Genomic DNA, 21124 nt, shown 5'->3' with positions numbered 1-21124 from the left:
ACCGGATGTCGCAGGCGGAGGCCCCGGCCCGGTTCGGGGTCGGTTCGTGGCGCGAGATCCGGCGCGCCCTGGCCGCGCTGCCGCGCCGCGCCCTCGAACTGTGGCGGCATTCCCTGCAGTTCCGCACCGTCCTCATCACGTTCGCGCTGTCGTCGCTCGCGATCTTCGTGATCGGGCTGTACATCTCGTTCAGCATCGCGTCGAACCTGTTCAAGACGCAGCTCGACAGCGCCCTCGGCGACGCCAACCAGGCGACGCTCGCTGCTCAGAGCATCCTCGACGGCGCCGACGCCGCCGACCCGGCGTCGATGCAGGGGGTCATGGCCGACATCGTGACCACGGTCAGCAGGGTCTCGGGCAGTCCTGCGATCGCCTACATTCAGCCAGGCGTCGTGTCGACCTCGACCGCTCCGCCGACGCGCATCGCGCCGATCCTCCAGGGGGGCGTCATCACCCCCGAACTGCAGGGTCACGTGCGTGCAGACCCCGACGGGCAGTACTGGCAGTCGGTTGCGCTCGAGGATGACGACGGCGCCGTCGGCCCCGGGATCGTCGTCGGCAGCTCGATCGGCGTGCCAGGGGTCGGGGACTACGGGCTGTACGTCGGCTACAGCTTCGCCGCAGCCCAGGAGACGCTCGCATTCATGCAGCTGGTCGGCACGATCGGTGCGGTGGCGCTGCTCGTGCTGCTGAGCGCGACCACACTGCTCGTCGTGCGCTGGGTGATCGAACCGATCCGTTCGGCGGCGACGACGAGCCGCCGACTCGCGGCCGGCGACCTCGGCGTTCGCATGCCCGAGAAGGGCGAGGACGAGCTCGCGACACTCGCCGCATCGTTCAACGGGATGGCCGACAGTCTCCAGGCTCGCATCCGTGAGCTCGCCGAGCTCTCGGTCATGCAGCAGCGGTTCGTCTCCGACGTCTCGCACGAACTGCGAACACCTCTGACGACGATCCGACTCGCCGGCGATGTCCTCTACGGGCAGCGCGACGACTTCCCCGGCCCGACCTCTCGAACCGTCGAACTGCTGCACACGCAGACCGAGCGCTTCGAGACGCTGCTCGCGGACCTCCTCGAGATCAGCCGCTACGACGCGGGTTCGGTGGAGCTCGCGACCGAGGCGACGAACCTCGTGCACCTCGCCGGCGATGCGATCGAGTCGATGCACGAACTCGCACGCAGCCGGGGCAGCGAACTCCGACTCGAAGCGCCGGGCGGTCACCTCGACGCGAAGGTCGATCCCCGTCGCATCCGCCGCATCGTGAGAAACTTGCTCGGCAATGCGATCGAGCACGGCGAGGGTCGGCCCATCGTCGTCGCGGTCGACAGCAACGAGGAGGCGATCGCACTGTCGGTGCGCGACTACGGTCTCGGCATGACCGCCGACGAGTCCGCCCGCGTCTTCGATCGGTTCTGGAGGGCCGACCCCAGTCGCACTCGCACGATCGGCGGCACCGGGCTCGGACTCGCCATCGCCCTCGAAGACGCCGTCGCCCACGGCGGCACGCTCGACGTCTGGTCGCGACGCGGATTCGGTACGGTGTTCCGCCTCACCCTGCCCCGATCCGGCGACTTCGCCGACGAGCTCGTCGAGTCGCCTCTACCGCTGGAACCCGAGGACATCGATGCCACCGGTCCGCCTGCGACGGGAGTGGTACGCGCCGTCGATGCCGACACGAGCGTCGAGACGGATGCAGCAGGGCGCGCCGCATCGACGAAGCAGGTCGGCAACGGGGGATGGGGAGGCGCATGATGCGTAGAGGAGTGCTCGCCGCATCCCTCGTCGCCGTGGTCGCCGGCCTGCTCGGCGGCTGCGTGTCGATTCCGAGTTCTGGCGGCGTCAACGCCGGATCACCACCCATCGTCGACGAGTTGCCCGAGTTGGACACGATCGTCGCGCCGCCGGCGAAGGACGCCTCGCAGCTGGACATCGTCAAGGGCTTCATCGACGCCGCGGCGAGCCCGCGCAACAAGTACCAGGCGGCCCGTGAGTTTCTCACGCCGGCCTTCGCCGACGAGTGGAACCCCTACGCCGCCGCGACCGTCGACGTGCTCGCCGACCGTGAGTTCACGCAGGTCGGCACGACAGCGGTCGTCGCGGATGCGACGCCCGCTGCGCAGCTTTCGGCGACGGGCCAGTACGACATCTCCGACTCGATCGCGCCGCTGGAGCTCGGCTACGAACTCGAGCAGGACGACGAGGGGCAGTGGCGAATCTCGGTCGCGCCTGACGGCCTGTTGATCGACCAGACGACGTTCGTGCAGAGTTTCAGCAGCTACCCCCTCTACTTCTATTCGTACGACTTCGACTATCTCGTCCCAGACCTCCGGTGGTTCGCCGGTCGCGACTCGGCGCAGACGAGCATCGTTCGGGCGCTGCTGGTCGGTCCGTCGGAGTGGCTGAAGGCGGGGGTCCGCTCGGCATTCCCCGAGGGAACGCGTCTCGATTCGGCGTCCGTGCCCATCGCAGGGCGCGTGGCGAGCGTCGACGTCACCGGGGCGACTGACGACGATGTCACGAGCGTGCAGCGCATGCAGTTCCAGTTGGAGGCGAGCCTCGACGGGGTGAGCAACGTCGATTCCGTGTCGCTTTCACTGAACGGCGCCGAGCAGGACGTGCCCGAGCTCTCGCCCGAGCCGGTCAGGAACCCCCCGGTCGATCCGCGGCCCGTCGTCTTCGACGGCACGACCTTCGGATACCTCGCCGCCTCCGGGGCCGGCATCGAGCAGATACCCGACCTCTCACCGCAAGTCGAGGCGCTGGCCCCGATGGGGGCGGCGCTCGGCGCCGGCGCTGAGGCCGCCGCGGTGCTCGCGGCCGATGGAGTCTCGGTCGTCCGGGCAGGGGAGGAAGCGGAGTCGCTCGATCCTCGAGGCGGACTCATCGTGCCCGCGATCGACGGCACGGGCGCCGTCTGGTCGGTGCCCGCCGGACTTCCGGGGCAACTCGTCGCCTACCCCGCCGACCGGTCGCTCGAGCCGATCCAGCTCGCCGTGCCGTGGACCGGAGCGTCGATCGCCGCCCTCGAGATCTCACGGGACTCGACGAGGCTCGTTGCGCTCCTCGGCGATGGCACCTCGACGCAATTCGTCGCCGCCTCGATCCAGCGGGATGCCGCGGGTACCCCGGTCGCGCTCAGCGCGGTCACGCTCGGGCTCTCCGATGTCGCCGGCGTGCCGCGCGACGTCACCTGGCTGGATTCCCGCACCGTCGCTTCGCTCACGGCACTACCCGACGGGAGCACGCGCGTGATCACCCAGGAGCTCGGCGGCTTCGCCGTCCCGCGGGCGGGGCCCGACGGCGGCGTCGCGATCGACGGTGGCAACAGCGTGCACGATCTCCGGATCCTGACGGGCGCAGGCGACCTCGAGGCGCCCAGCGGCGTCGGCTGGCAGGCGAGAGCGACGGGCATCCGGCTCCTGGCCTCGCAGCAGCCCGACTGACCCACCCGCCCTCCCCAGCCCCTCAAGGGGCGGGATCCGCCCGCCGAGGATCCGCCGGAGGCCCGTCTGCCTCGACCCCTGCGAGGCTGCGGGAGTGTCCGAGAGCCACGCCGACGATCGCGAGGCCGACTCAGTGCTCCGCACGCGTCTGCTGCGTGGGGCGCGCGAGTCCCTCCACGATGCGCTCGCGGTGCTGTTGCCTGTCTCATGCTCCGGCTGCGGTGCTGTCGATCGCGCCGTGTGCGCGCTGTGCCGGGCTGCACTCGTGCCGGCACCGCGGCGCGTCGATCGCCTCGGCCTCGAGATCTGGGCCGGCGTCGAGTACGCGGGAGCCGCGGCATCCGTGATCGGTGCCTTCAAGGACGGGGCTCGAACGGATGCCGCGCCGGCCCTCGTGCCGGCACTGCGGGCGGCGCTGTTCGCCGCGCTCGTCACGGTGCCCATCGGCGTCCCGGTCGAGGTGTGCACGATCCCGTCGACGTCGGAGGCACGGCGGGCGCGGGGATACGTGCCCGTCGAGGCGCTGCTCGGGCGGTGCGGCATCCGAACGGCGCCCGTGCTCGCGCTTGCGAGGGATCGCGTCGACCAGGCCGGACTGGACGCCGAGGAGCGGCGACGGAACGCGGCCGGCGGGCTCGTCGCCGGGCCGCTCGTGCGCTCCCGCCGCTGGTTCGGGCGACCGCACGGCCAGCGCTTCTCCTCGCTCGCCGGGCGCCGCTTCCTGCTCGTCGACGACATCGTCACGACGGGGTCGACGCTCGCCGAGGCGGTGCGCGCGCTCGCCGCCTCCGGTGGCGAGACGGTGGCGATCTCGGTCCTCGCCGAGACGCCGCGCAGGTTCCCGCGACATGCAGGCACCTCACGGGAAACACTCCGTGACATCGCCGCGCAAGGGGGCTACGGTGGCAGGACAGGCGTGGTCGATCCACCCTTCAGAACCGGGTGACACGTCGGTGAACGGAGGTCGTCATGGAACTGAACATCGTCGGACGAAACCTGGGGATCACGGACCGATTCCGCGCCTACGTGGCGGAGAAGTCCGAGAAGGTGTCTCATCTGGCAGAGCGCGCGATCTCACTCGACGTGAAGCTCAGTCGGCACAATGAGAAGAACGGAAACCCCGGGCCCGACCGCGTCGAGCTCACCCTCGTCGGCAAGGGACCCGTGGTCCGTGCCGAAGCCGACGGCTCGGACAAGTACGCGGCGTTCGACGTCGCACTCGGGCGATTGCTCGAGCGCGTCCGGCGGGCGAAGGATCGCCGGAAGGTCCACCGTGGAGGATCCCGACGACCGACCTCCCTCCGGGAGGCGACCGACGCCGGATTCTCCGATGTCGGGGTGCATGCCGCAGCTCCCGAGGTGCTCGCGCAAGTGCGTACCGGCAGCATTCCCGTCGTCGACGAGTTCGAACCGCACGTCGATGAAGACGAGGTGTACACGCCGGTCGTCATCCGTCGCAAGGTGTTCACGGCGACGCCCATGACGGTCGACGACGCGCTCTACTTCATGGAGCTCGTCGGGCACGACTTCTACCTCTTCGTCGACACCGAGTCGGGCCGGCCGAGCGTCGTGTACCGCCGGAAGGGCTGGGACTACGGGCTCATCGGGCTCGACGAGCGAGCGGAGGGACGCTCGCCGACGACGTCGCCCGTCGAGCTGCAGCGCGCCACCGCGTGAGGGCGATCGCCTGAGTCGTGTGCTCGCCGACCCCGCCGGGTCGTTCGGTTCCGGCCGAGCGTCCGACGGGGTCGGGGGCGGGCAGCCCGTTCACCGCTAGCATGGCTAAGATAGCCGTCTGCATGGCGGCAGCGGGCGTGCCCGGACTGCATCCGCGGCCGTGCGCCCAACGACAACAGGAGAACATTCGTGGCTTCGATTCTGGAAAGGGTCCTCCGCGTCGGCGAGGGCCGCACCCTCAAGCGGCTGGAGAACTACGCAGCGGCGATCAACGCCCTCGAAGACGGATTCCAGTCGCTCAGCGACGACGAGTTGCGCAATGAGACCGTCGAGCTCCGCGAACGCTACTCGAACGGCGAGTCGCTCGACGACCTCCTGCCCGAGGCATTCGCCGCGGTGCGCGAGGCGAGCCGCCGCACGCTCGGCCTCCGGCACTTCGATGTGCAGCTCATGGGCGGGGCCGCGCTCCACCTCGGCAACATCGCCGAGATGAAGACCGGTGAGGGCAAGACCCTCGTCGCGACGACCGCCGCGTACCTGAACGCCCTCACGAGCCGTGGCGTGCACGTCATCACGGTCAACGACTTCCTCGCGAGCTACCAGTCGGAGCTCATGGGCCGCGTCTTCCGCGCCCTCGGCATGACCACCGGATGCATCGTCGCTGGCCAGAACCCGCAGGTGCGCCGCGAGCAGTACGCCGCCGACATCACGTACGGCACGAACAACGAGTTCGGCTTCGACTACCTGCGCGACAACATGGCGTGGCAGGCGAGCGACATGGTGCAGCGCGGCCACCACTTCGCGATCGTCGACGAGGTCGACTCGATCCTCATCGACGAGGCTCGCACGCCGCTCATCATCTCGGGCCCCGCCTCGGGCGAGGCGAACCGCTGGTTCACCGAGTTCGCGAACCTCGCGAAGCGGCTCGTGCCCGACGTCGACTTCGAGGTCGACGAGAAGAAGCGCACCGTCGGCGTGCTCGAGCCCGGCATCGAGAAGGTCGAGGACTACCTCGGCATCGACAACCTCTACGAGTCGGCGAACACGCCGCTCATCTCGTTCCTCAACAACTCGATCAAGGCGAACGCCTTGTTCAAGCGCGACAAGGACTACGTCGTCATGAACGGCGAGGTGTTGATCGTCGACGAGCACACCGGCCGCATCCTGGTCGGTCGCCGCTACAACGAGGGCATCCACCAGGCGATCGAGGCGAAGGAGGGCGTGCAGGTCAAGGCCGAGAACCAGACCCTCGCGACCGTCACGCTCCAGAACTACTTCCGCCTCTATTCGAAGCTCTCGGGCATGACGGGTACCGCCGAGACCGAGGCATCCGAATTCATGTCGACCTACAAGCTGGGCGTGGTGCCGATCCCCACGAACAAGCCGATGGTGCGCATCGACCAGCCCGACCTCGTCTACAAGAACGAGGAGGCGAAGTTCGCCCAGGTCGTCGAGGACATCGTCGAGCGCCACAAGCAGGGCCAGCCCGTGCTCGTCGGCACGACGAGCGTCGAGAAGAGCGAGTACCTGTCGCGCCTCCTCGCCAAGAAGGGCGTGCGCCACGAGGTGCTGAACGCCAAGAACCACGCTCGTGAGGCCGCGATCGTCGCTCAGGCCGGCCGCCACGGTGCGGTCACCGTCGCGACGAACATGGCCGGTCGTGGTACCGACGTCATGCTCGGCGGCAACGCCGAGTTCATCGCCGTGCAGCTCATGCACGAGCGGGGGCTCAGCCCCGTCGACACTCCCGACGAGTACGAGGCCGCCTGGGACGAGGTCTTCGAGAAGGTCAAGGCCGAGGTCGCCGTCGAGGCCGAGAAGGTCCTCAGCGCCGGTGGCCTCTACGTGCTCGGCACCGAGCGTCACGAGTCGCGTCGCATCGACAACCAGTTGCGCGGTCGTTCCGGCCGTCAGGGCGACCCCGGCGAGAGCCGGTTCTACCTCTCGCTCACCGACGACCTCATGCGTCTGTTCAACGCTGGCGCCGCCGAGAGCCTCATGTCGCGCGGCGTGCCCGACGACGTCGCCATCGAGTCCAAGGTGGTCTCGCGGGCCATCCGCTCAGCCCAGTCGCAGGTCGAGGCGCGCAACGCCGAGATCCGCAAGAACGTGCTCAAGTACGACGACGTGCTGAACCGTCAGCGCGAGGCGATCTACAGCGACCGCCGGCACATCCTCGAGGGCGACGACCTGCACGAGCGCACGCAGAAGTTCCTCGAAGACGTCATCGACGAGGTGCTCGACTCGCACACGGCCGAGGGCAACCCCGACGAGTGGGACTTCGACGCGCTCTGGACCGAGCTGAAGACGCTCTACCCGATCGGCATCACGATCGACGAGGTCGTCGCAGAGGCCGGTGAGAAGGGCCGGGTCAACCGCGACTTCATCCGCCGTGAGATCCTCTCCGATGCCAAGGTCGCCTACCGCCGCCGCGAGGAGCAGCTCGGGTCGCCCGCCATGCGCGAGCTCGAGCGACGCGTCGTGCTCTCGGTCATCGACCGCCGTTGGCGCGACCACCTCTACGAGATGGACTACCTGAAGGACGGCATCGGCCTGCGCGCCATGGCGCAGCGCGACCCGCTGGTCGAGTACCAGCGCGAGGGCTACGCGATGTTCCAGCAGATGATGGGCTCGATCCGCGAGGAGACGGTCGGCTTCCTCTTCAACCTCGAGGTGGAGGTGGCGCCGCAGGCAGGTGCCGCCGGAGCGAAGATCGAGGCGAAGGGGCTCGGCCGCCAGGGTGCGACCGACGACAAGCTCAGCTATTCGGCGCCGAGCGACGCAGGCGGCGTGGAGGTGCGCAACCAGCGTGGCCAGGTGCAGCAGGCCGCGACGCAGCGTGCGCGCCGTGCCGTCGCAGAGAGCCAGGCTCCCGCTGCCGAAGAGTCGCGCGGAGCCTTCGGTCAGCGCACCGGGGGCGAGGTTGCGCCGCAGAACCGCGCCGAGCGTCGGGCACAGGACCGCAAGGGCAACTGACACGCGTCTCGAGACCCCGGCCGGTGCAATGCACCGCCGGGGTTTCGCGTGTCCGGTCGAGGGCAGTCGATGGCGATCGCGCGCCAGCGCTGATCGAAGGGTCTAGAGCACGCCGATAGCGCTCGCGCGCCAGCGCTGATCGAAGCCCTCGATGCGGATCGCGACTGCTCGGGAGCGCGCTCGCTGGTGCACCATGACGACGGCCTCGATCACGCCGTCGGTCGGCTCGTACAGGTGCACGCGACCGACGGAGAACGCCGGGCGCTGCGGCGCCTGGCCTTTGGCCCGACGCGCGCGCGCCGCAAGCACGACCCGCTTCGACAGGTTGCGGTAGACGTCGTCGTCGACCCACCTGGCGAGTTGCTCGAGGTCGCGTGCGCCGGCCAGGGCCTCGATCACGCAGTGCGTGAGGCTGCGCAGGAGCGGCTCGGGGTCGGGCAGCTCGGTGCGGCGTGCAGGCTGGCGTGCGAAGAACTCGTCGTCATCGCCGAGGATGCGCGCCGAAGAGCTGCGGCTGACGGCGGTTCGGCCGCCGATCGCGTCGCGTGCGGTCATCTGTGCTCCATGGGGGAGGAGTGGCTCGCAGGGTCTTTCGACCATGCGACAGGATCACCCCCGTGTGGGGGACATGGGTGATTCCTGAGTGAACCGTAAATGAGTGGTGGAAACGGTGTCAAGGAATTTCGCCGCCTGTGGATAACGTTTCGGGCCGGCAACGTCGCGGGGTAGCGTCACTGCATGCGCTGGGACCTCCTGTTCGACGACCTCGAGTCGCAGCTCGACCAGGAGCAGCGCGATGAGGAGCGCGCCCTCGCGATCGAGGAGGAGCGACTTCGGCTGGGCAGGCTGACCCTGCGCGACCGCCTCGCGGCGATCGCGCGATCGGACTCCGACGGCGCCGGTGCATCCGTGCGGATCGAATTGCACGGAGGGCGCACGATCTCGCTTCGCCCGCAGGTGTTCGGCCGGGACTGGGTCAGTGGTCGGTCGGCGGCGCCGTCGCAGCTCGAGCTGCAGTGCGTCGTGCCCATCGCGGCGATCGCGGCCGTGCTGCCCTCGCATTCGCAATTGGAGCCGAGCCTCGAGTCCGTCCCCGAGGCATCCGCTCGCATCGCTGAACGCATCGGGCTGCCGTTCGTGCTGCGCGATCTCTGCCGGCGCCGAACCCCCGTGCGTCTCTGCACCATCGACGGCGAGGTGCACGGCACGATCGACCGAGTTGCGCGCGACCACCTCGACCTCGCTCTCCACGACGCCGATCGGCCGCGTCGCGACAACGCGGTTCACGGCTACCGCATCGTTCCCTTCGCCCGGCTGCTGGTCGTCGACTTCCGCTGACGAAGCGCCGATCAGTCGACCGGCCGCAGCCGTCCGGTGCGGGCGCCGGAGAGTTCGGTGATGTTGGAGAACTCGCCCTCGTTCCAAGCGGAGATCTTGCGGGTCTCCTCGTATTGGATCTCGATCCAGACCTCGAGTTGCACTCGTTCGATGCGCCACGGCCCGGCCGAGCCGACTCGGATCGCCGGCAGCTCACCGGACCGGATCAGCTCGTCGACCGCCGCGACGTCGACGGCGAGGATCTCGGCCGCGTCGGCGAGCGTGAGGAACCGGCCGATCTCGTCGCCCGAACCTGGAGAGGTCATGTCTCGATTATCGACCGGCCGGCACCCGGCGGAGACGATTGTGGATAACTTCGGACCCGTGTCGCGGCTTCAGGCGACGATGGACGACGGCGCGACCCGGCGCCATTCCGAAGGGAACGCACATGTCGGCAGATCGCCAGCAGCGCGCCGAGCGAGGAGCGGTCCGCCTCGACCCGCGCCTCGTCATCGGCATCGTCCTCATCGCGGCGTCGACGTTCGGCGTCTGGACACTGGTCTCCGGCCTCGACGACGGCGTGGAGGTCTACGTCGCGCGGGAGACCCTGACACCGGGCACGCACATCCGGGCCGACGATCTCGCCACCGAGTCGGTACGCCTCGGTACGAGCACATCGCGGTACCTGACCGAGGGCGACTTCCCCGAGGGCGGGCTGGTCGTCGCGCGGACGATCGATGCCGGCGAACTCGTGCCCGATGCCGCCGTCGACGAGACCGATCGCACCGGACTCGCGACCGTCGTCGTGCCGAGCAGGGGGCCGTTGCCCGCCGATGTCGCCGCGGGGACGCGGGTCGACGTCTGGACGGCGAAGGAGGCGGAGCGCGGGTACGAACCGCCCACCGTGCTCGTCTCGGGCGCCGAGATCGCCGGCGTCATCGAGGCCGAGGGCATGGTGTCGACGGGCGGCACCTCGGTCGAGCTCCTCGTGCCCCGCGAGAAGGTCGCTGCGCTGCTCGGCGCGTTGGCCTCGGGTGACGCGATCGACCTCGTGCCCGCCCGATCGTCGGGGGAATGACGTGGCACGACTCGCGCTCGCGCTCGACGGCGCCACCGAAGACCGCATCCTCGCCGACATCGTCGAGCACGGCCACACGATCGTCGCCCGCCTCGCGAGCTGGCGTGCCGTACTCGACAACCTCGATGTGCTCGTTCCCGACCTCGCGGTCGTCAGCGCGGCCCGCACCACGCTGAGTGCCGAACTGCTCGCCGGCTGCGACGAGCGGGGGATCCGTCTCATCGCGCTCGCGGCAAGCGACGCAGAGCGCGCCCACGCGACGCAGCTCGGGCTGCACGAGGTCGTCGACCACTCGGCGCCGTGGGCGGAGATCGAACCGCTCGTGAGCGGGGGCGTGCCGGTGCCGTCGCGCGTGGGCGACCTCCTCGCGCGACAGGAGCGCGCGGCATCCGTGATCGCCGTCTGGGGGCCGAGCGGAGCACCCGGCCGCACCACCTTGGCCGTGAACCTCGCTGCCGAGATCGCGGCCGCGGGCCACACGGTCGCGCTCGTCGACGGCGACCCGTACGGCGGGGCGATCGCGCCGGCCCTCGGGCTCCTCGATGAGGCGCCGGGGTTCGCGTCGGCGTGCCGGCTCGCCGGCTCCGATGCGCTCGATCGCGTCGAGCTCGAGCGCATCGCGCAGCGGTACTCGGCACCTCGCGCCGCCTTCAACGTGTTCACGGGACTCGTCGGACCGAGCCGCTGGCCCGAACTCGCGGGCGAGCGGGTCACCGCGGCGATCGGGGCGATGCGGGCGTGGGTCGAGTACGTCGTCGTCGACACCGGGTTCAGCCTCGAGCGCGACGAGGAGCTGACGAGCGATCAGTTCGCACCGCGTCGCAACGCGGCGACCTTCTCCGCACTCGCCGCGGCCGACCGCGTCGTCGCCGTCGGCCTCGCCGACCCCGTCGGGCTGTCGAGACTGCTCCGCGGACACATGGACCTCGTGGACCTCGTGGATCCCGAACGGGTCGACGTGGTCGTGAACCGCGTGCGGACGAGCGCGCTGGGCATCGACGCCCACGCCCAGGTGCGCCAGACGCTGCGCCGGTTCGGTGGACTCGGCGACGCGACGCTGTTGCCGCACGACTCCAAGGCGACGGATGCCGCGATCCTCACGGCCCGCACACTGCGCGACGCCGCGCCGCGGTCGCCGTTGCGCACGGCCATCCGCGACTACGCCCTCGACGGGCTCCTTCCCACCCCGAAGCCGGTGCGTCGTCGCGGCCTCGCGATTCCGGCCCTGCGGCGGGCGGCGACCTGAGACGTGGCACGGGCAGTACGCTTGAACCGTGTCGACCCTCAGTGATCTCGTCCTCGCCCAGGGCCGCAGCAGTCAGGCCGATGTCGACTGGCTGCACATGCTCGTCGGCGACCTGCAGCTGCTCGCCGATCTCGCGTTCGCCGACATCGTGCTGTGGGTGCCCTCCGGTGACGACGCGTTCGTCGCCGTCGCCCATTCGCGCCCGTCGAGCGCCGCGACGCTGTTCTACCGGGACTTCGTCGGCCAGGAGATCAAGCCGCAGTGGCGCGAGCTCGTCGGCCAGGCCTACTCGACCGCTCGCATCGTGGACTCGTCCGCTCCCGACTGGTACGAGGAGATGCCGACCCGGGTGCGTGCCGTGCCCGTCATGCGCCGTCTCACGACGACCGGCACGAGCGTGGCGCCCGAGCCCGTCGCGGTGATCACCCGCCACACCAACCTCGGTGCCACGCGAACGCCGAGCCGGCAGGAGCTCACGTTCAACGAGTGCGCCGAAGAGCTCTTCCAGATGATCGCGTCGGGGGACTTCCCCGATCTCGGTGCGCCGACCGGGCCGCGTCGCGGCGCCCCACGCGCCTCCGACGGCCTCATCCGCCTCGACGTCGACGGCATCACGACGTTCGCGAGCCCGAACGCCCTCTCCGCGTTCAACCGAATGGGCTTCGACGACGAGCTCGAGGGCGAGTCGCTCGCCGAGGTGACCACGCGCCTCCTCTCCGGCAAGCTCGTGGTCGACGAGTCGCTCCCGCTCGTCGTGACCGGACGCGCACCCTGGCGCACCGACGTCGAATCGCGCGGGGTCACGGTGTCGCTCCGGGCGATCCCGATCCGCCACCGCGGTGAGCGCATCGGCGCGATCGTCCTGAGCCGCGACGTCACCGAGCTCCGTCACCAGGAGCAGGAGCTCATCACCAAGGACGCGACGATCCGCGAGATCCACCACCGGGTGAAGAACAACCTGCAGACTGTCGCGTCGCTCCTTCGCATCCAGGCCCGCCGCACCCACTCCGACGAGGCGCGTGAGGCGCTCACGCAGGCGATGCGCCGCGTCGGGGCGATCGCCGTCGTGCATGACACCCTCTCAGAGGGTCTCTCGCAGAACGTCGACTTCGATGCGGTGTTCGACCGCACGCTGCTGCTCGTCGCCGAGGTCGCCGCAGCCCACAACACGACGGCCCACCCCAAGCGCTCGGGTTCGTTCGGCGTGCTGCCGAGCGCGTACGCGACGCCGCTCGCGCTCGCGCTCACCGAGCTCGTCACGAACGCGGTCGAGCACGGCCTCGCCGGTCAAGAGGGCGACGTCGAGATCTCGGCCGACCGCTCGCAGACGACGCTCAGCGTGACCGTGCGCGACACCGGCTCGGGCATGCCCGAGGGCAAGGTGGGCGAGGGGCTCGGCACGCAGATCGTGCGCACGCTCATCCAGGGCGAGCTGAGCGGCACGATCGACTGGCACACGGTCGTCGGGCGCGGCACCGAGGTCACGATCGAGGTTCCGCTCCGCTGGATCGCGCCGGCCTGATCGAGCGGATGCCGCGGGTGGCCGTGCCGACTGCGGCCGCGGTGTTCCTACGGCGGCCTCGGAACACGCCTCCTCAGGCCTCGGGACGGCCGCCGAAGAGCGCGACGGTGTCGCCGACCGGGCCGAGGTGCGCGAGCTTCTCGGGGTTCAGTTGGTTCGCGACCACTTGCGCGGAGCCGTCGGCGAACTCGACCATCAGCACGCTCAGCAGTGCGCCGTCGGGCGCGCGAACCCACAGTGCGGGAGCGCCGTTCACCGAGCGCCGCTCGAATCGCACACCGACCCGGGAACCTCGTCGAACGAGGCCGGCGAGGAACCGCGCCACGGCGAGCGCGCCGTGCATCGGGTGCTGGATGGCCGGTGCCTTGCCGCCGCCGTCGCCGTAGAACACGACGTCGTCGGCGAGACGGTCGACGAGACCGTCGACGTCGCCAGCCTCGAGCGCGGCGAAGAACGCATCGGCGAGCGCGGAATCTCGTTCGTCGACCCCGTCGAACCGCGGCCGCCGCTCGGCGAGCCGGGCCTTCGCCCGGTGCAGGATCTGTCGGCAGGCCGCCTCGTCACGATCGACGACGTCGCCGATCGCCCGATAGTCGTAGGTGAACACCTCGCGGAGCAGGAACACGGCCCGCTCCACCGGGCCGAGTCGCTCGAGTACGGCGAGGAAGGCGAACGACAGCGTCTCGTCGCGTTCGATGCGGTGGGCGGGATCCGCATCGTCGTCGGGCAGGGGCTCGGGCATCCACGGTCCGACGTAGACCTCGCGAGTGCGCCGCGCCGATCGCAGCACGTCGATGGCGAGCCGGGTGGTGACCGTGACGGCGAAGGCGTCTGGATTCCGGATCTCCTCGCCCGACACCGTTCGCTCCTGCAGGCGCACGTAGGCGTCCTGCACGACGTCCTCCGCCTCGACCACGCTTCCGAGCATGCGGTAGGCGACGGAGAACATGAGTGGTCGGAGCGCCGCCTGCGCCTCGTCGGTCATCGACATGCTTCGAGGATGGCACAGCGCACAGCAGGCGGCGACGGATCTCGGATGCGGTGTCACAGATGCGGCGGCATCCTCGTCGGAGGTGGTGAGAGAGTAGAGGAGACCGAGATGCGAGTGTTCATCGCCGGCGCCACGGGCGCCATCGGAACAAGGCTCGTGCCGCTGCTGCTGGCCGACGGCCACGAGGTGTTCGGCACGACGACCAGGCCCGAACGAGTGGCCGACCTCGAAGCGGCCGGGGCGCGCGGGCTCGTGATGGACGGCCTCGATGAGGCATCCGTGCGCGCCGCCGTGCTCGAGGCGCGACCCGACGTGATCGTGCACGAGCTGACGGCGCTCTCGGGCGGCGTCTCCGACCTCAAGCACTTCGATCGCACCTTCGCCACGACGAACGAGCTGCGCACGCGCGGCACCGACCACCTGCTGGCGGCGGGCACCGAGGTCGGTACGGCGCGATTCATCGCGCAGAGCTATGCGGGCTGGCCGAGCGAACGCACCGGCGGCGCCGTGAAGACCGAGGAGGATCCGCTGGATCCTCACCCGACGGATGCCTCGAGGGAGACGCTCGCGGCGATCCGGCACGTGGAGGAGGCGACGTCCGCTGCCGGCGGCCTCGCGCTGCGCTACGGCGCGCTGTACGGCCCCGGGCAGGCGCTCGGACGTGGCGGCGAGATGGTGACGATGCTCGAGGCGGGCAAGCTGCCCCTCGTGGGCGGCGGCACGGGCGTCACCTCGTTCTGCCACATCGACGACGCGGCATCCGCAACCGCCGCAGCCGTGCTTCGAGGCCCTGCCGGCGTGTACAACATCGTCGACGACGAGCCGGCGCCCGTCTCGGAGTGGCTGCCCGCGCTCGCCGAGGCGGTCGGTGCGAAGCCGCCGATGCACGTGCCCGCCTGGGTGGCGAAGCCGCTCATCGGCGAGCACGGGGTCTCCATGATGACGCAGGTGCGCGGGGCGTCGAACGCGAAGGCGAAGCGCGAACTGGGCTGGACACCGATCTGGCCGAGCTGGCGGGAGGGATTCCGCACCGGGCTCGGGTGACGCGTCGACCTGGTCGACGAGACCGCCTGCGCCGGTGGGCGCGCGCGGTCGCCGGCATCGGCGCGATCGCACGCCTGAGAACGCGACTCATTCCTATCTTGAGCCGAACGCCGATTCCCGGCCTACGCTGGACGTGACATGGCACACGATCACGACCACGCAGCGACCGCGAACCGCACCCGTCTCTGGATCGCGATCGCGATCATCGGCGCCTTTCTCGTCGTGCAGGTGATCGGCGCCGTCTTCAGCGGCTCCCTCGCACTGCTCGCCGATGCCGGACACATGGCGAGCGACCTCATCGGGCTCGTCATCGCGCTCGTGGCCGCCTTCGTCGCGGCCCGGCCGGCGACCGATCGCCAGACCTACGGGTACCGGCGGGCGGAGGTCCTCGGGGCGCTCGTGAACGGCGTGATCCTCGTGGTCGTCGCCGTCTCGGTTGCGATCGGCGCCGTCGGCCGGCTGATGAGCGGCGCGGAGGGCGAGGCCCACGAGGTGCAGGGCGTGCCGATGCTCGTCGTCGCGGCGATCGGCCTCGTCGCGAACGTCGCGGCGATGCTCGTGCTGCGGGGCGGAGCCAAGGAGTCGATCAACCTCCGTGGCGCCTACCTCGAGGTGCTCGGAGACATGATCGGCTCCGCGCTGGTCATCGCCGCAGCCCTCGTGATCGTCTTCACGGGCTGGGATGCCGCCGACCCGATCGCATCGCTCCTGATCGCGGCGCTCATCGTGCCGCGAGCACTGTCACTGCTCCGCGACGTCGCACGGGTGCTCTTCGAGTCGGCGCCGGCCGACACCGACGTCGCGGAGATCCGGGCGCACATCCTCCGCACCGACGGCGTCGTCGCGGTGCACGACGTACACGTGTGGGCGATCACCTCGGGTTCGCACGTGTTCAGCGCGCATGTCGAGGTCGCGCCCGAGGTGTTCGCCTCGGGCCGCACGGGCGAACTGCTCGACGAGCTCGGCGGATGCCTCAGCGATCACTTCGACGTCGAGCACTCGACGTTCCAGCTCGAGCCGGCGGGCCGGGCGGAGCAGGAGCGATCGCGACATCCGTGACGTTCGGATGCCGCCGGGCAGCCGTTACTTGTCTTCGGGGCCGCGCTCGAAGACCTCGGGGTCGAGGTGACGTTCGGATGCCGCCGGGCAGCCGTTACTTGTCTTCGGGGCCGCGCTCGAAGACCTCGGGGTCGAGCACGAGCTGAGCGGCTTCTTCTTCGTCGGTGATGACGTCGGCGCCGGCCTGCTCGGCCTTCTTCGCCTTGCGGGCCGAGGCGAAGTAGTGCCAGAGCGTGGGGATCAGTGTGAGGACGACGGCGCCGAGGAGGATGACGTCGATGTACTCCTGCACGAAGTCGGCGATCGGCGGGATGTAGCCGATGAGGTACCCGAAGTACGTGAGGCCTGCACCCCAGATGAGTGCGCCGACGAGGTTGTAGAGGGTGTACTTCTTGTAGTTCATGTGCCCGACGCCTGCGGCGACCGGGGCGAAGGTTCGAACGATCGGCACGAAGCGCGCGAGGATGATCGCGAGGGCGCCGAAGCGCTCGAAGAAGGCGTTCGTGCGTTCGACGTTCTTGATGCTGAACAGGCCCGATTCCTTGCGTTCGAAGACGCGTGGACCGAACTTGTGGCCGATGAGATACCCGACCTCGCCGCCGATGAACGCCGCGATGCCGATCGCGAGGCACACCCACCAGATGTCGACGCCGAAGACGAGCGACGTGTGGGTGAGCAGTCCCGAGATGACGAGCAGCGTGTCGCCGGGCAGGAGGAAGCCGACGAGCAGCCCGGTCTCGGCGAACACGATCGCGCAGACGACGACGAGCGCCCATGGGCCGGCGCCCGAGATGATCGTCTCGGGGTCGAGCCAGGGGATGAGCGAGGTGTGGATCACTGGGGGATCTCCTGTCGTCGTCGAGACACGGCGATTGCCGGGTCAGCAGCGGCGTGGTTTCGTTGCAGTCTACCGAGGGCGATTGCGTGCGGCATCCGACTCGAGTATGACGACGGCTCACCCCGTGGGGTGAGCCAAGTCGCGGAGCGGTCGGCCGAGCGGCCGTCGAGGTCAGGCCGAGAGCGCCTCGAAGATCGCGCTGTTCATGCGGAAGGAGGTGCGGACCTCGGCGATGAGCAGATCGACCTGCTCGGGCGCGAGTGCGAGATCGTTCATCGCCTCGCGGTAGCCGCGCTTGTAGCGCACGACCCCGTCTTCGGCGATGTCGAAGCGGTAGAAGTTGAGTTGCTCCGGGGTGGCGCCGTAGTGGCGGGCCACGAGCCGGGCGATCGCCTGGCCGCCCGAGAGGTCGCCGAGGTAGCGCGTGTAGTGGTGCGCGAGGTAGCGCACGTCGTCGTCGGAGACGGCTCGCAGGTGCGCGGCGTACTCGACGGTCGCCGGCAGCGCGGGGTGCGAGGTGCGCCAATCGGCGGCGCCGAGCGCGGTCAGGTCGGCCTCGATGGCGCCCATGCGGGCGAGTTCGGGGTCGAAGATCGCCGGGTCGCCGTCGCGGCTGCCGCGCTCCTCGAGCGCTTCGTACACCCAGCCGAACTGTGCGAGGTAGCGGGTGTACTCCTCGAGCGAGAGCTCGCCGCCCATGAGCTGCACGATGTAACCGCGGGACTCCGCGGCCTTGTGGTCGTCGGCGGAGGCCGCGCGCACGAGCGCCGCGACGTCGAGGGGCTCGGCCTCGGTGCGGGCCGGGGCAGTGGGGGCGATCGTCATGAGGCGACCCTTCAGTTAGGTTAGGTTTGCCTTACATCATAGGGGGCGATGCAGAACGGCGCTCGGTGTTCGTCGCACAGGGACGCCAACGGATGTCGGTGGCCGGCCCTACTCTCGGTCGCATGCGACACGGCTTCATCTATACGGGCAGCGATCCGAACGTGGCGGTCGAACTGGCGCAGCTCGCCGAGGCATCCGGTTGGCAGGGGTTCTTCGTCTGGGAGGGCATCTGGGCGACCGACCCGTGGGCGACCCTCGCGGCCGCGGCGATGGTGACCGACCGCATCAGACTCGGCACGATGCTGACGCCGGTGCCGCGGCGCCGGCCCTGGGAGCTCGCCGGCCAGACCATGACGGTCGACCGGCTCTCGGGCGGGCGCGTCATCCTCTCGGCTGGGCTCGGCGTTTCCGAGGCCGAGCCGCGCTTCTGGATCTTCGAAGACGACCCGGGGCGCAAGCACCGTGCCGAGCTGCTCGACGAGTCGCTCGAGCTCATGCAGCAGCTGTGGCGCGCCGAGCCGTTCGAGTTCGAGGGGCAGCACTATCGGGCGAAGCGCACCGACTCGATGCTGCCACCCACGATCGTGCAGCAGCCGCGCATTCCGACGTGGGTCGTGGGGCTCTGGCCGCGCATGAAGTCGATGCGCCGCGTCGCCCGATTCGACGGGTGGATCCCGAACTACGCGCCGCCGGGCAACTCGCCCGAGAGCGCCGACGAGCAGGCGCGCCTCTTCACCCCCGAGATCGCGGCAGAGGCGATCGCGTGGATCCGCGCGGAGCGTGAGCGTCTGGGGCTGGCCGACCGACCGTTCGACGTGATCCAGGAGGGCACCACCACGGGCACGGATGCCGCGGCTGATGCTGCGATCGTCCGGCCGTGGGCCGAGGCCGGTGCCACGTGGTGGCTCGAGTCCGACTGGAGCGTTCCCGCAGACCGGGTCGCCGATCACTCACGCGACCGACTGCGCGCAGGCCCGCCGCTGCCGTGATCATGGCGCGGGCCGGTGTGGCGGCGCACGTCTCCGATTGCACGGACTGAGGCCGCGGCGCTCGACGCGGCGTCGCGCCGTGTCGCTACTCGAGGCGCTCGAGCGGTGCGGTGTCGCCCAGTGTGTCGTCGGAGTCGTCGGTGGTCGCCGCGCGATCGGCCTCGGCCGAATCGATCAGGTCGTCGTCGAGGTCGGGATCGAAGGGTGCATCGGGATCGCGGTCGAGGTCGAGTGGCTCTTCCAGCGGATCGACGAAATCGGTCATGATCGGGTCCTCTCCTGCGGTTGCTGCCGGTGATCCGACGCTAACGCGTCGGGCGAGCGCGCAGAAGGGGCTTGCGCGGCACGAGGATCGTGCTGCGACGCCCGCTACGTCGGCATCGACCGGGCGCGCAACACGACGGGCCGCAACCGGTCTGGTCTCTCAGACCTGCCCGAGTGGTTTGCGACGGGCGCCGAGCTTCAGGCCGAGGTGTCGTCCTTCTTGATCTCGTTGCCGTCGGCGTCGTACTCGACCCATTCCTCGCTGATCAGGGGATCGAGCGATGCGGGACGGTTGGGGTCGCGGTCGAGGCTCAGCGGCTCTTCGAGCGGGTCGACGAAATCGGTCATGATGTTCCTCCTGAGACGTCTGTGGTTCGACGTTACCGCGACTACCGACGGTTCGACAGGATCGCGCGCAATCGAGTGCGGAAGGTGGGACTTGAACCCACACGCCCGAAGGCACAGGAACCTAAATCCTGCGTGTCTGCCGATTTCACCACTCCCGCGAGTGCCCGATCATTCTAGGCGTTGCGGGTGCGCCGGCTCCGGAGCAGCCAGAGGGCGATCGTGAGTGAACCGGCACCGATCAGCGCGATGGGCAGGTCGAGGAAGAACTGCATGACGGCGAAGGCCGGGAGCAGCGTGAGCGCCGCTGCGACCCAGGTCGACGCGGCATCCGGGCGCCGGAATCCGTCGGGGATGGTCGTCGATGCCGTCTCGAACCGCGCGAGCGGCATGGAGACGAGCAGCACGAGCGCGAGCACGACGACGAAGACGACGAGTCGTGTCAGCCACCAGGCGGCGCTGCCAGGGGCCGGCGACAGGGGCGGGGCGAGGAGGGCGAGGCCGGCCACGGCGATGATCACCGGGAGGTGCCAGAGGTAGATCGTCATGGCGCGGGCGCCGAGGAAGAAGACGCCCGCCTGCATGCGCCTGCCGCGCATGAGGGCGGCGAGCGGCCGGTGCACGAGGGTGAGCAGGCTCACCTGGGCGATGCCGAGCAGCGCGAGGGGCACGGTCGGCGGGTTGAGGTTCACGAGCATGTCGGGGGAGTACCAACCCGCAGCGACGAGCCCGGCGAGCACCGTGTAGGCGACCACGACGAGCCCGACGAGCTGGGCCGGATGCCTCGCCCTGAACCATCCGTCGGAGTACCAGAACCCGAGCTGCTGCACGAAGAGCCAGACGAAGACGAGGTTCGCGAGGCCGATCTCGTCGATGCCCGTCGCGATGCGCGTGGCGTCGACGATGACGGCACCCGCGAAAAGCACGAGCATCGTCCGGGCGGGGGCGACCCCGTGCAGCCGCGCCATTATCGGGGCGAACGACTGTGCGAGCAGGAACGCCCCGAGGAACCAGAGGGGACTGCCGACGCCCGTCGCCACCGTGTCGAGCAGGGCTGGGTCGACGCCGGCGAGCGTCGCGGCCCCGAGGGCGATCGAGAAGAAGAGGAAGAGCGGCAGCGCCGGCCGGGCGAGTCGCAGCACGCGGCCCCGCACGAAGTCGACCTGGTCGCCGCCGCGTCGTTCGAGGCTGCGCCACGCGGTGAGCGCGGTGAACCCGCCGAGTGCGAAGAAGAGCGGCATGATCTGCCCCGCCCACGTCGCGGCGGCGAACCAGGGCTGGGCCTCGAGCGGGCGCGAGGCGATGATCGCGCCGTCGGCTCCGATGCCGACGCCGATCATGAGCAGGTGGATGACCACCACGAGCAGCACGCACGCGACACGCGTGAGATCGACGACGAGATCGCGTCTCGCGATGGCCGCGCGCGCGACCTCCGAGTCGAGTGAGATGCTCATGCTGCCTCCGCTTCGAGTGAGCCGATTCTAGTGAGCGGCGCGAGCGGCTCCGGT

At 69.9% G+C, this 21124-nt stretch carries 20 protein-coding genes and 1 tRNA gene; 12 read left to right on the top strand and 9 right to left on the bottom strand.

Features of this window, described 5'->3' with window-relative positions:
* Window positions 1–5 precede the first annotated feature (5 nt).
* The 5 genes from mtrB (at window position 6) to secA (ending at window position 8098) form a co-directional block, all read left to right on the top strand.
* Window positions 6–1754 (top strand): MtrAB system histidine kinase MtrB, encoded by a 1749-nt coding sequence (mtrB, locus tag ASD23_RS09975; protein ID WP_082571348.1) that lies wholly within the window; start codon window positions 6–8, stop codon window positions 1752–1754.
* Window positions 1751–3445 carry a GerMN domain-containing protein gene (locus ASD23_RS09970; RefSeq protein WP_162248739.1) on the top strand — a complete coding sequence of 565 codons (1695 nt, stop codon included), beginning with the start codon at window positions 1751–1753 and terminating at the stop codon, window positions 3443–3445. Before mtrB ends, ASD23_RS09970 begins: the two co-directional genes overlap by 4 nt.
* 94 nt (window positions 3446–3539) lie before the next feature.
* A complete protein-coding gene (locus ASD23_RS09965; RefSeq protein WP_056009902.1) occupies window positions 3540–4391 on the top strand; it encodes a ComF family protein in 852 nt (283 codons plus the stop codon).
* A 23-nt stretch (window positions 4392–4414) separates the two neighbouring features.
* Window positions 4415–5122 (top strand): ribosome hibernation-promoting factor, HPF/YfiA family, encoded by a 708-nt coding sequence (gene hpf, locus ASD23_RS09960; protein WP_056009898.1) that lies wholly within the window; start codon window positions 4415–4417, stop codon window positions 5120–5122.
* A gap of 189 nt (window positions 5123–5311) precedes the next feature.
* Entirely contained in the window at window positions 5312–8098 is a 2787-nt protein-coding gene (secA, locus tag ASD23_RS09955; protein ID WP_056009896.1) for a preprotein translocase subunit SecA, read from the top strand.
* Window positions 8099–8200: 102 nt separating this feature from the next.
* On the opposite strand, the gene ASD23_RS09950 is transcribed toward secA, so the two are convergent.
* On the bottom strand, window positions 8201–8653 hold the full coding sequence (locus tag ASD23_RS09950) for an Rv3235 family protein (protein ID WP_235507703.1): 453 nt from the start codon (window positions 8651–8653) through the stop codon (window positions 8201–8203).
* A gap of 183 nt (window positions 8654–8836) precedes the next feature.
* Between ASD23_RS09950 and ASD23_RS09945 the strand changes: the two genes are divergently transcribed.
* Window positions 8837–9436, top strand: coding sequence for a hypothetical protein (locus tag ASD23_RS09945; RefSeq protein ID WP_056009894.1), 600 nt, complete (start codon window positions 8837–8839; stop codon window positions 9434–9436).
* 11 nt (window positions 9437–9447) lie between these two features.
* Here the strand turns inward: ASD23_RS09945 and ASD23_RS09940 are convergent, their stop codons facing one another.
* Window positions 9448–9741: a helix-turn-helix domain-containing protein gene (locus ASD23_RS09940; protein ID WP_056009892.1), complete on the bottom strand. Its 294-nt coding sequence runs from the start codon at window positions 9739–9741 to the stop codon at window positions 9448–9450.
* Window positions 9742–9863: 122 nt separating this feature from the next.
* On the opposite strand from ASD23_RS09940, the gene ASD23_RS09935 reads away from it, so the two are divergent.
* Genes ASD23_RS09935 through ASD23_RS09925 form a run of 3 tightly spaced genes read left to right on the top strand, consistent with a single transcriptional unit; the run spans window position 9864 to window position 13261 of the window.
* A complete protein-coding gene (locus ASD23_RS09935; RefSeq protein ID WP_056009890.1) occupies window positions 9864–10493 on the top strand; it encodes an SAF domain-containing protein in 630 nt (209 codons plus the stop codon).
* 1 nt (window position 10494) lies between these two features.
* Entirely contained in the window at window positions 10495–11739 is a 1245-nt protein-coding gene (locus ASD23_RS09930) for an AAA family ATPase (RefSeq protein WP_056009888.1), read from the top strand.
* Between the two features lie 28 nt (window positions 11740–11767).
* Complete coding sequence (locus ASD23_RS09925; protein WP_056009886.1) at window positions 11768–13261, top strand: sensor histidine kinase; 1494 nt, start codon at window positions 11768–11770, stop codon at window positions 13259–13261.
* A 73-nt stretch (window positions 13262–13334) separates the two neighbouring features.
* On the opposite strand, the gene ASD23_RS09920 is transcribed toward ASD23_RS09925, so the two are convergent.
* On the bottom strand, window positions 13335–14252 hold the full coding sequence (locus tag ASD23_RS09920; protein WP_200941704.1) for an RNA polymerase sigma-70 factor: 918 nt from the start codon (window positions 14250–14252) through the stop codon (window positions 13335–13337).
* Window positions 14253–14360: 108 nt separating this feature from the next.
* On the opposite strand from ASD23_RS09920, the gene ASD23_RS09915 reads away from it, so the two are divergent.
* A complete protein-coding gene (locus ASD23_RS09915) occupies window positions 14361–15296 on the top strand; it encodes an NAD-dependent epimerase/dehydratase family protein (protein WP_056009884.1) in 936 nt (311 codons plus the stop codon).
* Between the two features lie 138 nt (window positions 15297–15434).
* Window positions 15435–16355 (top strand): cation diffusion facilitator family transporter, encoded by a 921-nt coding sequence (locus ASD23_RS09910; RefSeq protein WP_056009882.1) that lies wholly within the window; start codon window positions 15435–15437, stop codon window positions 16353–16355.
* Between the two features lie 94 nt (window positions 16356–16449).
* Here the strand turns inward: ASD23_RS09910 and ASD23_RS09905 are convergent, their stop codons facing one another.
* Both ASD23_RS09905 and ASD23_RS09900 read right to left on the bottom strand, forming a co-directional pair.
* Window positions 16450–17190, bottom strand: coding sequence for a DedA family protein (locus tag ASD23_RS09905; RefSeq protein ID WP_199470591.1), 741 nt, complete (start codon window positions 17188–17190; stop codon window positions 16450–16452).
* 174 nt (window positions 17191–17364) lie between these two features.
* Window positions 17365–18018 carry a biliverdin-producing heme oxygenase gene (locus ASD23_RS09900; RefSeq protein WP_056009878.1) on the bottom strand — a complete coding sequence of 218 codons (654 nt, stop codon included), beginning with the start codon at window positions 18016–18018 and terminating at the stop codon, window positions 17365–17367.
* Between the two features lie 122 nt (window positions 18019–18140).
* Here ASD23_RS09900 and ASD23_RS09895 point away from each other — a divergent pair, with 122 nt between their 5' ends.
* On the top strand, window positions 18141–19007 hold the full coding sequence (locus ASD23_RS09895) for an LLM class flavin-dependent oxidoreductase (RefSeq protein ID WP_056009876.1): 867 nt from the start codon (window positions 18141–18143) through the stop codon (window positions 19005–19007).
* An 85-nt stretch (window positions 19008–19092) separates the two neighbouring features.
* On the opposite strand, the gene ASD23_RS09890 is transcribed toward ASD23_RS09895, so the two are convergent.
* From ASD23_RS09890 to ASD23_RS09880, 4 genes are all read right to left on the bottom strand, one after another.
* Entirely contained in the window at window positions 19093–19272 is a 180-nt protein-coding gene (locus ASD23_RS09890) for a hypothetical protein (protein ID WP_056009874.1), read from the bottom strand.
* A 197-nt stretch (window positions 19273–19469) separates the two neighbouring features.
* Window positions 19470–19619, bottom strand: a complete 150-nt coding sequence (locus tag ASD23_RS18830) for a hypothetical protein (RefSeq protein ID WP_157377054.1) — start codon at window positions 19617–19619, stop codon at window positions 19470–19472.
* Between the two features lie 76 nt (window positions 19620–19695).
* A tRNA-Leu gene (locus ASD23_RS09885) sits at window positions 19696–19777 on the bottom strand.
* Between the two features lie 15 nt (window positions 19778–19792).
* Window positions 19793–21070 carry an acyltransferase family protein gene (locus ASD23_RS09880; protein ID WP_056009872.1) on the bottom strand — a complete coding sequence of 426 codons (1278 nt, stop codon included), beginning with the start codon at window positions 21068–21070 and terminating at the stop codon, window positions 19793–19795.
* Window positions 21071–21124: the final 54 nt, after the last annotated feature.

Source organism: Agromyces sp. Root1464 (genome assembly GCF_001427265.1).
Classification (GTDB): domain Bacteria; phylum Actinomycetota; class Actinomycetes; order Actinomycetales; family Microbacteriaceae; genus Agromyces; species Agromyces fucosus.
The sequence above is the reverse complement of the archived record's forward strand: the minus strand, read 5'-3'. Positions and strand labels throughout refer to the sequence as shown.